Here is a 15,357-nt window from a genome sequence, read left to right as displayed (position 1 = left end):
ACGTTAGTAATATTCGCTAAATGTCATCTTTCTCCTGCATGCCAAGCAAAACTTTTGTCAACTTTTGTTGAAATCGCTCCCGATCGCTTTGATTCATCGCTTTCGGGCCCTTCGTTCTGCCTCCGCTGCGCCTCTTTTTGGCCGACTCATGACGTCTTTCCATTAAATAATCGATATTGTCGTCCGTATAAGCTTCTCCGCGATTTGACAAAACGACGGCGCCTTTGCCTATCGCAATGCAGGCCAGTCCAAAGTCCTGGGTAATGACAATGTCGCCTTTTGCAATATGATTGACGATATACAAATCGACGGATTGATTGCTGCTGTCCACTTGTACGACTTGTACGCCGGGCTGAGCCTCGAGCCGGTGATCATACGAGGAAACCATAATAACCGGAGTGCGATGCATTCGCGCCGTTTCCGCAATTTCCGCTTTCACTGGGCATGCGTCGCCGTCGACAACGATCGTCCTCTCATGCGCATTGCCAGTAGGCATTTCGAATCACCGCATCTTTCAAAAATATTCCCGTACTATTATATACGTCAAGCAGCTAAAAAAATCCTTCCGTATCAAGCGAAACGGCTTCGCCTTCCTTTGCAGGCGTAGCATCGTTTCGCTTTTGAAAGAAAGCTTCTAGCCTTTGACGCTGGATCGAACATGCTCCATGATTAAGCTCGCCGTCTCTTCTACTGCGCGATGCGACACGTCAATGACGACGCATTCGAGCTGTTTCATAATCGTTTCGGCGTACATCAGCTCTTTCTCAATCCGCTCCTCGGCTGCGTAGGAAGCGCTGTTCGGCAAACCGAGCGCCTTCAGCCTCTCTTTTCGAATAATGTTCAAATAAGGAACGCCTATCGTTAAGCCTATAATTTTGTGCTTTGGAAGCAAGAAAAGCTCCTGCGGCGGCTTCACCTCTGGAATTAGCGGGATGTTCGCCACTTTAAACTTCTGATGCGCCAAATACATCGACAAAGGCGTTTTGGAAGTTCGCGAGACGCCGACGAGCACAATGTCTGCTTTCAGCACGCCTGACGGATCCTTTGCATCGTCGTAACGTACCGCGAACTCGACAGCCTCCACCTTGCGGAAATAATCTTCATCCAGCACATGATTCAGTCCCGGTTCCTGACGCGAACGCCGCCCGGTTTTCTGCTCCAAGCTTTCGATCAGCGTTCCCAGAAGATCGATGGCCACAACCTGCTGCTCATCTGCAAGCTTCCTAAGCCCTTCCCGCAAATGCGGAATGACAAGCGTATACAGCACAATAGCGCCGGCCTGCTTGGCAAGCATTATGAAACGTTCCAGCGTTGGAATGTCTGTTACGAACGGAGCCCGCCTTATTTCCGCATGAACCGGATGAAATTGCGCCGCCGCAGCGCGCACAACTAACTCGCCTGTATCGCCAGCGGCGTCGGAAACGACATAAATAATTACATCAGCAGGTTTGGTCATCGTTCATCAACCTCCGTTATTCAAAATTGAGATTCTGAACTACAGGTTTGCCATTTTGCGCTCGAAACTACCAGACAAGCTTGGAGAAGTCGGCAATGCCCGAAATATCGTCGGCGATGAGCGCAAGCGTTGCAAGACGATTCGCGCGAACATCATCTTCTTTAGCCATAACCATAACGCCGTCAAAGTAGCCGTTAATTGCTTCTTTCAACGAGGAAAGTTGTGCAAGAGCCGCCGCAACGTCGCCATCCGCCATCGCTTTAACGACAGCCGGATGCGCTGCTTGCCAAGCTGTGTAGAGCGCGCCTTCAGCGGTTTCTGCGAACAACGCCGAATCAACGGAACGGGATTCCGCTTTTGCCGCAAGGTTGCATACGCGGTTAAACGCATCAATTGTCAGCTTGAACTCCGCTTTTTCGGCGCCTGATGCTAATCCTTGAATGAGCAAAGCGCGTTCAACCGCAAGGCTCAAATTGTTGAAGCCTGCTGCCATGACCGCATCGACTACGTCATAACGCACGTTTTGCTCGGAGAGCACATTTTTAACCCGCAGGCCAAAAAACTCGTTCAGTTCCTTGCTTACTTCCGCTTCGCTGCGTTTCATTCCGCGCTCAGCATGGACGGCAAGCGATGCGTTGAACAGCTCTTCAAGCTGCAAACTCAAATTTTGCGCAAGAACGATTTGCACGATGCCGGATGCTTGGCGGCGCAGCGCGTACGGATCTTGCGAGCCTGTCGGAATAATGCCGATAGAGAAGCAGCCGACGATCGTATCGATTTTATCGGCTAAGCTTACAATTGCGCCAGTCAACGAGCTAGGCGCGCGATCGCCGGCAAAGCGCGGCTGATAGTGTTCATTGATCGCTTTGGCAACGACTTCGCTCTCGCCTGCTTTCGCTGCATAATCCTCGCCCATAATGCCTTGAAGCTCTGGAAATTCGTATACCATCTGCGTAACCAGGTCGAATTTGCAAATATCGGCCGCACGGCTTACCGATGATGCGGTATCGTTATCGACGCCAAGAATGCCGGCAATACGATCTGCAGTCGCCCGAATCCGTCTTACTTTATCTGCAACTGTTCCCAGCTCTTCGTGATAAACGATCGTTTCCAGCTTTGCAAGCGCATCGCCGATTGCCAGCTTCTGATCTTCTTCATAGAAAAACTTTGCATCGGACAAACGTGCCCGCAGCACTTTTTCATTGCCTTTGGCCACTTGCTCAATCGACGTGCGATCGCCGTTGCGGACCGTAACGAAAAATGGCTGCAGCTGTCCTTCCGCGTTCAGTACAGGGAAATAACGCTGATGCTCGCGCATCGAAGTAATGAGCACTTCTTGCGGAATCCGCAAGAACGAAGGATCAAACTTGCCAAACAGCACGTTCGGGTATTCGACAAGGAACAACACTTCCTCCAGCAAATCGTCTTTAATCGCAATTTCCCAGCTTTGCTCCTCGGCAAGCTGCTTAATTTGCGACACGATCAGCTGTTCTCTCTCCGCGACATCGACGATAACCTGTTCCGCGCGAAGCTTTTCTTTATACTCTGACGGCAATTTCACGACCGTATCGCCGCCAAGGAAGCGGTGGCCGCGAGTCGTATTGCCGCTTTGAACGCCGGCGATTTCAAGCGGAATAATGTCTTCTCCGAACAAGGAGATGATCCATTTGATCGGACGGACAAACTTCAGCTCGTAGTTGCCCCAGCGCATGTTTTTAGGAAACGACATCGAAGTAATCAAGTTCGTTAGTCCTTCCGACAGCACCGCTGCAGTTTCAATGCCTACGCTGCTTTTGTTCGCGTAAACATATTCGACGCCAGCAAGCTCTTGGAAGAAAAATTGCTCCGGCTCAACGCCTTGGCTTCTTGCAAAGCCTAGAGCCGCTTTGCTCCAGTTGCCTTGGTCGTCCAATGCGATTTTGCGCGACGGTCCTTTCACTTGCTCATTAACGTCGGCTTGCTTCTCTTGCACGCCATGTACAAGGATAGCAAGTCTACGCGGCGTTCCGTATACCTCTACTGCTTCATGGCTGATACGCGACTCCGCCAGCCATTTAACCAATTTATCCTGAAGCTGATTCATCGCGCCGCGAACGAAACGCGCAGGCACTTCCTCAAGGCCGATCTCAAGCAATAAGTCTTTAGCCATTTTGCTTATCTCCTTTCTTCAGCAGCGGGAATCCGAGCCGTTCCCGTTCCTCCAAATAAGTCGCGGCGCAAGCTCTGGCCAAGTTGCGCACGCGCATAATGTAGCCTGTACGCTCCGTTACGCTGATCGCGCCGCGCGCGTCAAGCAAGTTGAACGTATGCGAGCATTTCAGCACGTAGTCGTAAGCCGGGAAAACAAGCTTATGCTCCATTGTTTTCTTCGCTTCTTCTTCGTACATATTGAACAGCTGGAACAGCATTGCCGAATCCGACGTTTCAAACGTATATTTGGAATGCTCGTATTCAGGCTGCAGGAAAACGTCGCCATACGTAACACCTTCAACCCACTCAAGGTCGAATACGTTTTCTTTATCCTGAATATACGAAGCTAAACGCTCCATGCCGTACGTAATCTCGACCGCAACAGGATTTGCGTCAATGCCGCCAACCTGCTGGAAATAAGTAAATTGCGTAATTTCCATGCCATCCAGCCATACTTCCCAGCCAAGGCCCCATGCGCCAAGCGTCGGCGATTCCCAGTTGTCTTCAACAAACCGGATGTCGTGATGCTTCGCATCGATGCCAAGCCGCTTCAAGCTTTCCAAATACAGCTCTTGAATGTTGTCCGGCGACGGCTTCAAAATAACTTGAAACTGGTGATGCTGATAAAGCCGGTTCGGATTCTCGCCGTAGCGTCCGTCCGCAGGGCGTCGCGAAGGCTCTACATAAGCGACGTTCCACGGCTCAGGGCCGATCGAACGCAAGAATGTCATCGGATTCATCGTTCCGGCACCCTTCTCCACGTCGTACGGCTGTACGAGTATACAGTTTTGCTCTGCCCAAAATTGCTGCAGCGTCAATATCATCCCTTGGAAATTCATGACCGTTCCCGCTCCTTTTAAATTTGGCTAGGCATGAAACGCAAAAAAAGCTCCCGTCTCTACGCCTGCATTCAGACATAGGGACGAGAGCTCTGGCTCCCGCGGTTCCACCCTACTTGATTCTTTACACGACAGCTAACATTCCAAGCTGCGCTAAAAAATCCACTTTGTTGTTTCGCGACTCCGGAGTGCCTTTTCACTAGAAAACCTGTCCGGGCTCCCACTGTCCCCGAATCGCTTAAACCGGTTTTTCCCGCTACTTTCTCCATCACTGTCCGATATTCATAATCATATATATTAATTAATTTGCATCGGGTTGTCAAATGATTTTGATTTCGCTTTTCGATCGAATATTTAATGCAAAGGCAAAGCTTTCTTCTCTTCTTCCTGCAGCTCGCCTTCCCGCTTCGTGCTCGGCGCCAAAATATCTTTCATTGACGCATTGCCCATTAAAGTTACACAGAGAAGCGCAAGCGCCGCAGGTACGATTGACCAAAGGAAAGTAACAGCAATTGAAGACGACAGCACGTCGACGATTTTATCCATTACCTCTTGCGGAATCGAAGCTCTTGTCTCCGGCGCAAGCAGCTGGCGGGCATTATCCGTCATTGGCGCGCCTGCGCCTGCCGTGCCGCCTTCACCAAACGCATCCGCCATCTGGTTGGAAAAGCTGTTGCGCTGAATGATGCCGAAAATCGTAATGCCAACCGTCATGCCCAATGAGCGAATGAACGCCATCGTCGCATTGGCCGATCCGCGTTGCCGCGGTTCGATGCTGTGAATCGTCGACATGCCGAGCACCGAGAACGAGAAGCCGATACCGAATCCGGTAATAAGCATGAATAAAGATAATACGAGCTTCGTCGTTTCCGGCGTAATCGTAGCGAGAAGCGCGACGCCGCTTATGAAGATGATTGCGGAAATAATCATGACGTTGCGGTACGGCATTTTATTGGCCATAAATCCGCCCGCTTGCGCGGCGAATACCGAACCGAGCGTCATCGGCAGCAGCATAAGTCCGGAATTCGTCGCCGTCCCTCCGAATACGCCTTGCACAAAAATTGGAATGTAGAGCGCCGCCGTAATGAAAGCCGCCCCGTAGAACAAAGCTGCGCCGGTACTAGCCGCAAACAGCCGGTCTCTAAACATGCTAAATGAAATGATCGGCTCAGCCGCCCTTTTCTCAACAAGCAGAAAGGAAATAAACAAAACCGCGAAACCGGCGAACAAACCGATAATTTGCGCCGAATCCCAACCGTATTCATTGCCGCCAAGCTCCAGCGCGAACATCAGACAGACGATCGCTCCGACCAAAGTCGCCGCTCCCCACCAATCGATCCGCTGCTTCGAATGCTCCATCGATTCCTTATAGAACAAAATAATAAACAGCAGTGCAACGATTCCAACCGGAATGTTGATGTAGAAAATCCAGCGCCAATTGATATGGTCCGTAAAATAAGCTCCGGCAAGCGGACCGAACAAGCTCGATGTGCCGAAAACAGCGCCGAATAAGCCGCCCATCTTGCCGCGTTTTTCCGCAGGGAAAATATCGAATACGATCGTAAATGCGATCGGCATCATTGCGCCGCCGCCAATCCCTTGGATAGCGCGATAAATGCTAAGCTGTGTAATTGTCTCCGCCGTGCCGCAAAGCACGGAACCGAGTAAAAACATCGATATGCCGAAAACAAAAAACTTTTTCCTGCCGTACATATCCGACAGCTTACCGAAAATCGGCATTCCTGCCATTTCCGTCACTAAGTATGCGGACGTTACCCAGACAAATTTGTCCAAGCCGCCCAAGTCGCTTACGATCGTTGCCATTGCGGTCGATACGATGGTGTTATCAATCGCGGCGACCAGAATGCCGAGAAGAAGCCCGGCGACGACGAAGCCAAGTTTGCTTTGCTGCGCTTGTGCTGACATGTGTTTGACCTCCTGCCTTTTCTTGAACTTTCAATTAACCAACATCGCTAATCATAACCGAAAATAAAAAAAGCGTGCTCAGTCTACAGACTGAATCACGCATAATCTTACAAAGAATATTTATCCAGCTGATCTAAAAAAGCTCGCGATTTTAACGGAATACCAATATGCGCATCCATTAACCTTCGCATCGCGCCTTTAAGCTCCTGCTTCGTTTCCGGCTTCACTTGAATGGCGCCAAGCCGGCGCAAATCCATCCGCCGAAAAAGCCTGAGCAGCTTATAAGCGCCTTCGCCAAGCTTCATCGCATGCGGGTCTTGGGCTGCACACCGGACACATAATGCGCCTCCCGACAGCGGGCTGAGCCGCATCGGCCCTTGCTCGCTGCCGCAATTTACGCAGTAATCAAGCTCTGGCGCATATCCTGAAGCTTCCAAAATGCGCATTTCATACAGATGCGAAATAATTTGCGCATCCTTGCCTTCCTCCAAACCTTGAAGAAAGGCTTTAAATTGTTCAAACAGAAAAGCGCCGGATTCATCCTCCTGCAGCGACTTATCGGTCAATTCCGCAGCATAGGACGCATATGCGGCCAAATCAAGCTGCTCGCGCAATCGATGATGGGACTGGAGTATTTCTCCATGATTAAGAGTGCCAAGACCGCTGCCTTTGAAAAAAACGAATTCCCCGTATGTAAACGGCTGCGCGAGTGAAGCATGCCTGCTCTTCACTTTTTTCGCGCCGCGTATTAATACGCCTGCTTTGCCGTTTGTATTCGTCAGCAGTGTCACAATCTTGTTGCCTTCGCCGTAGTCCATGCTGCGAATGACGATACCTTCCACGCGATACAGCATTTGCTCTCCCCCATGCTTGAACCGCTGCAGCCAGCCTTGCCTTCTCTGAACGAATATGGCTGAGCTAAGGGGCAATTTGCTGCTCGAATGAAGCAGACAGTTCCCCTTCCTCCTCCGCAATATCATTCGGATGTTCGGCAATGCCAAGCTGATCCATTTCCTTGTAGAGCATGTAAGACTCTACATCACCGGTCAACGTAAAATACTTCCACGAAAAATTTCGCATTCGTATTCATCCCTTTCCGCCTCGGAAATGAAGCCCCAGACTTTTATTAGGATGCGATGAATGGACGAATGCTATCCTTAACAAATATTAGTCGTGCCGGAAGCCAAAGTCTTTCAGCACGCGCTCTTGGTTTCGCCAATCCTTCTTCACCTTAACCCACAGCTCCAAAAAGGTGCGCGAGCCAAGCAGCGCCTCGATGTCTTTTCTCGCTTGCTTGCCGACTTCCTTTAGCAAAGCGCCTTTTTTACCAATAATGATCCCTTTTTGCGAATCCCGCTCGACAAAAATAACAGCGCCGATATAGACAACGCCGTTCTCCTGCACGCGCATATCCTCAATGCCGACTGCGATCGAATGCGGCACCTCTTCCCGCGTCATATGCAATATTTTTTCGCGCACAAGCTCGGCTACGACAAATTGCTCCGGATGATCCGTTACTTGATCGGCTGGATAATATTGCGGACCTTCCGGCAAATATTTCGTAATCTGCTGAAGGAGCGTATCGACATTGTTGCCCTGCAGCGCAGAGATCGGAACTATTTCAGCGAAATCGTACAAATCTTTATACTGCATAATGATCGGCAGCAGCTGCTCCGGCTCCACTTTGTCGATTTTGTTCATAACGAGGAAAACAGGCGTATTAACCTTTTTCAGCTGTTCAATAATGAACCGGTCGCCGCCGCCAATCCCTTCGGATACGTCAACCAGAAACAGAGCGGCTTCTACCTCTTTAAGGGCGCTTTCCGCAGTTTTCATCATATAGTCGCCGAGCTTGGATGTCGGCTTATGGATACCAGGCGTATCCAGAAATACGATTTGCGAATCGTTAGTCGTATACACGCCGTGAATTTTATTTCTCGTCGTTTGCGGCTTATCCGACATAATCGCAATTTTTTGTCCGATCAAATGGTTCATCAACGTCGATTTGCCGACGTTTGGACGGCCGATGATGGCGACAAAGCCCGATTTAAACTTCGTTTTATCGCCGTTCTGGCCTTTTGTAGATTGATTCATGCGGTCATGGACCCCTTTCACTTCAAAAGCTTCTGCTTACGTATTCGGTTTGCTGTCTAAGGAAGCCGGCGTAAAGGCGCCGGGAAGAAGCTCTGAAACGGTGCGAATGACCCAGCTGCCCTGCAAATTGCCCATGACGACCGGCATTTCCGGGGAGCATAGCTCCACGAGCACCTGCCGGCAAACGCCGCATGGCGCAATCGGCCCTTCCGTATCGCCCATAACGGCAATCGCTTCGAACTCGCCGGGGCGGCGGCCGTCGGCAATCGCCCGATGCAGCGCAGTGCGTTCTGCGCAATTGGTCGGCCCATAAGCAGCGTTCTCAACGTTGCAGCCGTAATGAATTCGGCCATCCGAATCTAACAGCGCCGCGCCGACTTGAAAGTTCGAGTACGGCACATAAGCGCGTGTCATCGCTTCCCTTGCTGTATTCAATAACGATTGGTACTTGTCCGACAATCCTTCGAATACGATCGCCATACGCTGGCTCCCCCTTTGAAACAATACTAGAATAATAAACGCCATAAGGGCGGCCCAATAATGAGCAGCCCCATGATGACGGCAATAATAGCGGCAACCAGAACGGCTCCTGCAGCCGTATCTTTGGCTGCTTTAGCGAGCGGATGTTTCTCTCCGGTAACGAGATTTACGGTATGCTCAATTGCCGTGTTGATCATTTCCGCCGAAATAACGACGGCCATCATGAGCAGCAGCACCGCCCACTCTAACAGCGTTAGCGAGAGAAACGCGCTTACGATACATACGGCCAACGCGGCCACCAGATGATAGCGCATATGCCGCTGTGTACGTATGGCATGTCCTATGCCGGAAACCGCATACCCGAGACTGCGAATGAATTTTACGGCCATTAACGGGTTAAGCCTGCTTTTTGCAGCACAGCCTCTTGCTTCGCCGTCATCTCCGCCTCGCCAGCTTCATCTTCGTGGTCATATCCGATCAAGTGCAAAAAGCCGTGTACGAACAAAAATCCGATCTCGCGTTCCAGTGAATGACCGTATTCCTCGCTTTGCTCGAGCGCTTTTTCAACCGAAATGACGATGTCGCCGAGCATTCCGGAAATTGGATCCGCTTCATCCTCGCTTTCCACCTCGAAAATGATGTCCAATTCATCCGTTCCATCGTCAAGCATCGCAAATGACAGAACATCCGTAGGGCGGTCAATACCGCGATAATCGCGATTCAATTGGTGTATGCCTTCATTATCGGTGAAGGTCAGCGTTACTTCGCCGCTATCCATGCCTTCTGCTTCGCCCGCTAATTTCAGCAGCTCTTCCAGCTTGCCGATCCATTGCTCGGGAATATCCATTTTTTGCTGCTCGTTGCTCCAATCCAGCTGCAAGCTCATGCCAAACGCTCCTTTGATTTCACATCTTCCGGGTATTCAATTCGCGAGTGAAAAATGCCGATGACGCTTTCTTTAAGCGATTGCGCAATTTTATCGAGCTCTTTCATCGTCAGATCGCATTCATTGTATTGATTGTCATCTACCCGGCTTTTTATAATTTTTTGAATCATCGCTTCAACTTGCTCGACCGTCGGATTGCGCAAGCTTCTTACCGCAGCTTCGACGCAATCGGCGATACCGACAACTGCAGCCTCTTTCGATTGTGCCTTTGGACCCGGATATCGGAAATCGTCCTCCGTAAAATTCGGCTTGACACCCTGTTCCTCAGCCTGCTTCATTGCTTTGTAATAGAAAAACTTAAGCGACGTCGTTCCGTGATGCTGCTCCGCAATATCGCGAATCGGCTTCGGAATATTGTGCGCTTTGAGCATGTCCACGCCATCTCTGGCATGTGCCACAATAATCGACTTGCTCAGCTTCGGATCGATCGTATCATGCGGATTTTCGATATTGGTCTGGTTTTCGATAAAATAGTTCGGCCGTTTCGTCTTCCCGATATCATGGTAATACGAGCCGACCCGGCACAACAGCCCGTCCGCGCCAATCGCTTCTGCAGCCGCTTCCGATAAATTGCCGACCATCACGCTATGATGGTAAGTGCCTGGCGTCTCCGTCAACAGCTTGCGCAGCAGCGGATGGTTCGGGTTCGACAGCTCCACCAGCTTAAGCGCCGACAATATGCCAAATGTGATTTCGAAAAACGGCATAAGTCCGATTACGAGCACAGCGGTCAGCAGCCCGCTAGCAAAAGCAAAGCCAAGCGAATAGATCAGCTGCATCCGATCAAGCTCTTCGCTAATAAGCATAAGCGAAAGCACCGACAGCGACCCAAACAAGCTAACCATAATGCCCGCCTTCAATATCGTCGAACGTTGGCTTGCGCGGTGAATCGAGAATATGGCAGCAATCGACACAACGATAAACACAAAGCCGAATTCGAAATCAAAAATTTGATTTTGTTCCGTGTTCAGAATAACGCTGCCAGCCACCGCGAATATAACCGAGCTTATAATAGCCAAACGCATGTCAAGCAATAGCGTAATAAGAATCGTGCCCAGCGCCGCCGGAGCCAAATAGCCGACATATGGAGCCGCATCGGTCTGAATAAGCGAGACGATTCCCATAATGATGACATTGATCAAAAAGATCAGCCACAGCATAAGCAGCTGCGCGTTCGTATAATTCGGCTTCAGACCGTCATTGCCGCCTGCTTGGTGCATGAAGGCGTATACGCCTAATATGAGCATCACCGAAAGCAGCAGCAGCCCCGTCTGCGGCCAATAATTGCGTTTGTCGTGCAGCAGCGAGGAATCCTTAAGAAGCTCGTATACGGCGGGCGTTATCGTTTCTCCCCGTTTTACGATCATTTCGCCTTCTTCGATCACTACGGTCGGCGTGTTTTGCTTCGCTTGAATTTTCGCTTCCTCCGTTGCCTCCTTGTCGAGAAAACGGTTGGGCATAATCGCGAAGCGTGCCAGCTCTTGCACGATTTCCCTGCTTGTCCGGCTGGACAGCTGGCTGGCGTTTACGAGCTCGGCTACGCGGGCTCTCGCCGTTTCCGCCTCGCGCAGCTGATCGCCCATCAGCTTGCGCACAATCTCTTGTCCGACCTGCCGCATCTCCGTGAGCTCGACGGTTCCAAGCTTCGGCATCTTGTAGAACGTTTCTTCCGGGATCGTGTACTGCTGCTCTTTAATGACCTCGGACATTTCCTTCAACAGCGTATCATTATAGGTTTCGCTGCCGGCATTTTTCTTAACGAAGCTGTCGACAAATTCGGCATAGCGTCCTGGAATTTCATTGCGATAGATGTCAATTTTGTTCTGCTCCGTCACTTGATCGTCCAAATTGAGCTGTTCAATACGGACAAAAATTTGATCCAGCAGCTGCTCGCTGCGCAGCACGACGTTCGAATAAATCGCGTCAATGCGGTTTGCCGCTTCCTCCTGCGCTTGCAAAGTGGCTTTGTTGTCCGAAATTTGAAACGGAGCGACAATATCCTTCTCGCTTGCCGCTCCTTGCTGAATATTATAGGTTTCCGGTACCAAATGCGGCGCCAAGCTGAAATAAAACAGCGCTATAAACAAAAACAAGAGCACGAAGCGAACTGCTGCGCTCTGTTTCCACCCGGCAGCCTTTAACGGCTGCAAGTTCCCCTGTTTACCGACCTGATTGTGGCTCTGGTTCATGGAGCAGACATTCCTCTCTATGCTTTGTTTTCAGCGTCCCAGTTGTAAGCAACTATGATTTTCTGGACCAAGGAATGGCGAACGACATCTTGCTCGGAGAAAAAGATAAAGCCGATTTCTTCGATATTGCTTAAAATACGCTGCGCTTCGATCAGACCGGAGCTTTTGCCGCGAGGCAAATCGATTTGCGTCACGTCGCCGGTAATGACCATTTTCGAACCGAAGCCAAGCCGCGTCAAAAACATTTTCATCTGCTCGGGCGTCGTGTTCTGCGCCTCGTCCAAAATAATAAAAGAATCATCGAGCGTCCGTCCGCGCATATATGCAAGCGGAGCAATTTCGATCGTGCCTCGCTCGAACGCCTTGGCGGTTTGATCCGGACCAAGCACATCGTGAAGCGCATCATAAAGCGGACGCAAATAAGGGTCTACCTTTTCTTGCAAATCTCCCGGCAAAAAACCGAGATTCTCCCCAGCCTCAACGGCCGGACGAGTTAAAAGAATGCGTTTAACGGAGCCTTCCTTAAGCGCCGCAACGGCAAGCACAACAGCCAAGTACGTCTTGCCTGTGCCTGCAGGCCCGATGCCGAATACGACATCTTGCTTTTTAATCGTTTTCACGTAATGACGCTGGCCAATCGTTTTGACCCGAATCGGCTTGCCTCGGTACGTGCTCGTAATCTCCGCCTTGAACAGGTCCAGCAGTTCCTCAGCCTGCATGGTGCGGGCCAAATCGAGCGCATAGACGATGTCCCGCTCAGACGGATTATAGCCGCCTCTGAAAAGCTGCAGCAATACGTTAAACAGCTGCTCCAGCGATTCCACCTCTTGCTTCTCGCCGGTAATTACGATCTCCGCTTCGCGGGACGATATGGAAGCCTCCATTTGCTGCTCCACAAGCTTCAAATACTTATCTTGGGGACCGAATACGGCCAGTCCCTCCGCTGCGTTCAGGAGCGGAATTTTGACTGTTCTCGTCTCACTCTGCAAACAACCTCATTCTCCTTGCATCTGGACTAGGGGCATTTCTTTCACAATCGATTGCTCGACTTCAAAAAGAACTTTCATATAAACTTTACCATTGTCCGTCTTTTCATGCAAAACAATTTCGTTGCGGATTACCGCATCGGGACCGGCCTGAAGCATCGCATCCGCCTTCGCGCGCTGCATTCCCGCGCTCTTGGCTTCCTCCTCCGTCAAATTGCGCTCGTCCGTCCGAACCTCCATCGTCGTTTTTTTCAGACGACCGAATGGAAGTTTCCATTGCCGCCAAGCCGCTTGTTCTTCATAGACAACCGTCTCGAATGAATCGAACGGATTTTTGCCGAAGCCGCTAACCTGAAGCGCGCGTCCGCCGATCATCGCATACCATTTCGTCTTCTTCTCCCCGGTATATGCCTTTACTTGCTGCGTCAGCGGGGAGGCGATGTCGAATTCGTACCAGACCAGCCCTCTGACCTCGCCTTTTGCAACAACCGTCTGCGTATAGGCGCCGCCTCCGATCGTGCCGGATATTAGCGTCTGGCCTTGTTTCACCTTCATATTTTTTTTAACGACCGCCCGGCCCTTTTCTGCGTAAATTTGTGTCACAACCGCATCGACGGATGCTACAAGGTGACGCGGATTGTTCAAATTTTCCCGCTCGGGCTCTGTCGTTTCAACGACTTGAATAATGACTTTAGCCCCTTTCTTCTCAACGCCGATCCATGTCGCGCCAGGCAGCTTGGTCACTAGCTTTTTGGACAGCACGTCGGCATCCTGAAGCCGGAACGACCATTGCATAGGGAATAAGCCCTCTTGCTTTGCCGCCGCAAAAATTTGCTCTTCGGTCAATTTCACATTGCCTTTTACTTCGATCGTCCAGACAAGAGAGGACAGCAAATAAACGCCTGCGAAGAACAAGGCGATGCCGGTGACGAACAGCTTTCTCTTTTCAACTTTGACAAGCCAGAACGGCAAGCCTTTCCTCTTCGTTACGTGCGCCCGACAGCCTGTCTCTTTTAAATGCTTGCGAAGCTTGAAATAGTCGTCTACTGACAGCTCAAACTGAAGCTTGCCGCCGCTTGTCCATAAAATGGACGCAAGCTGCAGCCCTCCCTCCAGCGCCCGATTGACCAGCCGCTCAGGCTCGCCGCCCCGGACTTGCACCGTTACAACTCCCCTTACCCACTGCAGCCATTGCCCGTCCATTTGATCCCTCCTAAAAGTTTTGCGCAAGTATTAACTCGCCATTGGCGCCCGCTTCGTTTTGCGAAGCAAAATTGCTTCGCAAAACTTGCGCTACTCCCGCACTTCAATGCTTTTTATTAACCCTTCAATAAAAACCTCTTCTGTCCATATTGTCCGTATAACAAGCGAAGAGCCCGTCACTTCCAGCTCGCCCTTGCTAAGCGCTAGCTTAAGTTTGTCGCTGGAAAAATGAATGACGCCGCGATGATTCTCTATGTAGAGCTGGCGGTCGCCTATCATCGTCAGCCGCGGCAAATCGTATACGACGTCCTGGGGCAAATCCAATACATCAGCGGTCCACTTGCGCAACTTTCGATTTATTCGTCCCATAGTCGGTCTACTGTCCCCCTTTGGCGGCAGCGAATGCATACTCTTACCTTTCAACGTATGCGGCGGTTATCGCAAATATGAGGCAAACAGGGCAAATTGCGCAGACAGCAATGCGCGCAAAAAAAAAGCATCAGCAAGGCATATAAATGCGCTTGCTGATGCTTTATAACAACTGTACTGTTACTTCCTATACGGCCGCTTCGATCGCGGCGGACCAAGCACTTCCGCATAAATGATCGCTTTGCGCAGCTCATCGGTTTCTGCAAACAACGGTGAGCCTGCAGCGGTCGTCTTTGCGTCCTTACCCGCATCCGTTGCAGAAGCCTGTGCCGGAAAACGCCGCTGCGCAGCCTGCCGGTTCGCAGCCGACTCCTTTTTGCGAGCCGGCTCGTTGCCGAAACCTGGCCGGTCAGCATTTTGCTGCGTATGCCCGTGTTTTTGCAAGGGCCGATGCTGCTGTTGAGGCTCAGGGAACGCAATCGGCCTGTGATCGCGCTCCTCCTCGTCATCCCAGTGCCCATTCGTTTGGTTAGGCATATTGCTGCCGCCGCCGAAGTTAGGCATCTTCGGATTTGCTGCACGATTCCCGTTCGCTTTCCGATAAAGCGACAGCAGCACCCCGCCGACGATTACAACCAAATAAATATTGTTCAATAGAAATCCGATTAAATCTTCCAAA

Annotated in this window: 16 protein-coding genes; all 16 read right to left on the bottom strand. The window is 50.8% G+C overall.

Annotation, left to right across the window (positions count from 1 at the left end):
* Nucleotides 1-16: 16 nt before the first annotated feature.
* Nucleotides 17-496 (bottom strand): YaiI/YqxD family protein, encoded by a 480-nt coding sequence (locus GOM71_RS12190; RefSeq protein ID WP_156281413.1) that lies wholly within the window; start codon nt 494-496, stop codon nt 17-19.
* Nucleotides 497-634: 138 nt separating this feature from the next.
* On the bottom strand, nt 635-1,456 hold the full coding sequence (locus GOM71_RS12185) for a pyruvate, water dikinase regulatory protein (RefSeq protein WP_156281411.1): 822 nt from the start codon (nt 1,454-1,456) through the stop codon (nt 635-637).
* 67 nt (nt 1,457-1,523) lie between these two features.
* The gene (glyS, locus tag GOM71_RS12180) at nt 1,524-3,605 is read right to left on the bottom strand and encodes a glycine--tRNA ligase subunit beta (protein WP_156281409.1); all 2,082 of its coding nucleotides are present in this window, start codon (nt 3,603-3,605) and stop codon (nt 1,524-1,526) included.
* A complete protein-coding gene (gene glyQ / locus GOM71_RS12175; protein ID WP_156281407.1) occupies nt 3,598-4,485 on the bottom strand; it encodes a glycine--tRNA ligase subunit alpha in 888 nt (295 codons plus the stop codon). Before glyQ ends, glyS begins: the two co-directional genes overlap by 8 nt.
* Nucleotides 4,486-4,839: 354 nt before the next feature.
* Nucleotides 4,840-6,411 carry an MDR family MFS transporter gene (locus GOM71_RS12170; protein WP_156281405.1) on the bottom strand — a complete coding sequence of 524 codons (1,572 nt, stop codon included), beginning with the start codon at nt 6,409-6,411 and terminating at the stop codon, nt 4,840-4,842.
* A gap of 107 nt (nt 6,412-6,518) precedes the next feature.
* Complete coding sequence (gene recO / locus GOM71_RS12165) at nt 6,519-7,265, bottom strand: DNA repair protein RecO (protein ID WP_156281403.1); 747 nt, start codon at nt 7,263-7,265, stop codon at nt 6,519-6,521.
* A gap of 64 nt (nt 7,266-7,329) precedes the next feature.
* Nucleotides 7,330-7,491 (bottom strand): YqzL family protein, encoded by a 162-nt coding sequence (locus GOM71_RS12160; RefSeq protein WP_156281401.1) that lies wholly within the window; start codon nt 7,489-7,491, stop codon nt 7,330-7,332.
* 87 nt (nt 7,492-7,578) lie between these two features.
* Nucleotides 7,579-8,505 (bottom strand): GTPase Era, encoded by a 927-nt coding sequence (gene era / locus GOM71_RS12155; protein ID WP_156281399.1) that lies wholly within the window; start codon nt 8,503-8,505, stop codon nt 7,579-7,581.
* 36 nt (nt 8,506-8,541) lie between these two features.
* On the bottom strand, nt 8,542-8,985 hold the full coding sequence (cdd, locus tag GOM71_RS12150) for a cytidine deaminase (protein ID WP_156281397.1): 444 nt from the start codon (nt 8,983-8,985) through the stop codon (nt 8,542-8,544).
* Between the two features lie 26 nt (nt 8,986-9,011).
* A complete protein-coding gene (locus GOM71_RS12145) occupies nt 9,012-9,374 on the bottom strand; it encodes a diacylglycerol kinase family protein (protein ID WP_156281395.1) in 363 nt (120 codons plus the stop codon).
* Nucleotides 9,374-9,871 (bottom strand): rRNA maturation RNase YbeY, encoded by a 498-nt coding sequence (gene ybeY, locus GOM71_RS12140; RefSeq protein WP_156281393.1) that lies wholly within the window; start codon nt 9,869-9,871, stop codon nt 9,374-9,376. The genes GOM71_RS12145 and ybeY overlap by 1 nt, the downstream gene beginning before the upstream one ends.
* Nucleotides 9,868-12,120, bottom strand: coding sequence for an HD family phosphohydrolase (locus GOM71_RS12135; protein WP_156281391.1), 2,253 nt, complete (start codon nt 12,118-12,120; stop codon nt 9,868-9,870). Before GOM71_RS12135 ends, ybeY begins: the two co-directional genes overlap by 4 nt.
* Nucleotides 12,121-12,137: 17 nt before the next feature.
* Complete coding sequence (locus tag GOM71_RS12130; RefSeq protein WP_156281389.1) at nt 12,138-13,109, bottom strand: PhoH family protein; 972 nt, start codon at nt 13,107-13,109, stop codon at nt 12,138-12,140.
* A 6-nt stretch (nt 13,110-13,115) separates the two neighbouring features.
* Nucleotides 13,116-14,309: a sporulation protein YqfD gene (gene yqfD / locus GOM71_RS12125; protein WP_156281387.1), complete on the bottom strand. Its 1,194-nt coding sequence runs from the start codon at nt 14,307-14,309 to the stop codon at nt 13,116-13,118.
* A gap of 90 nt (nt 14,310-14,399) precedes the next feature.
* Nucleotides 14,400-14,678: a sporulation protein YqfC gene (yqfC, locus tag GOM71_RS12120; RefSeq protein ID WP_156281385.1), complete on the bottom strand. Its 279-nt coding sequence runs from the start codon at nt 14,676-14,678 to the stop codon at nt 14,400-14,402.
* Nucleotides 14,679-14,858: 180 nt separating this feature from the next.
* On the bottom strand, nt 14,859-15,356 hold the full coding sequence (locus GOM71_RS12115; RefSeq protein ID WP_156281383.1) for a hypothetical protein: 498 nt from the start codon (nt 15,354-15,356) through the stop codon (nt 14,859-14,861).
* Nucleotide 15,357: the final 1 nt, after the last annotated feature.

It is taken from the genome of Paenibacillus sp. NEAU-GSW1, assembly GCF_009737085.1.
Taxonomy (GTDB): Bacteria; Bacillota; Bacilli; order Paenibacillales; family Paenibacillaceae; genus Pristimantibacillus.
This window is presented reverse-complemented; position numbering and strand designations above follow the sequence as displayed.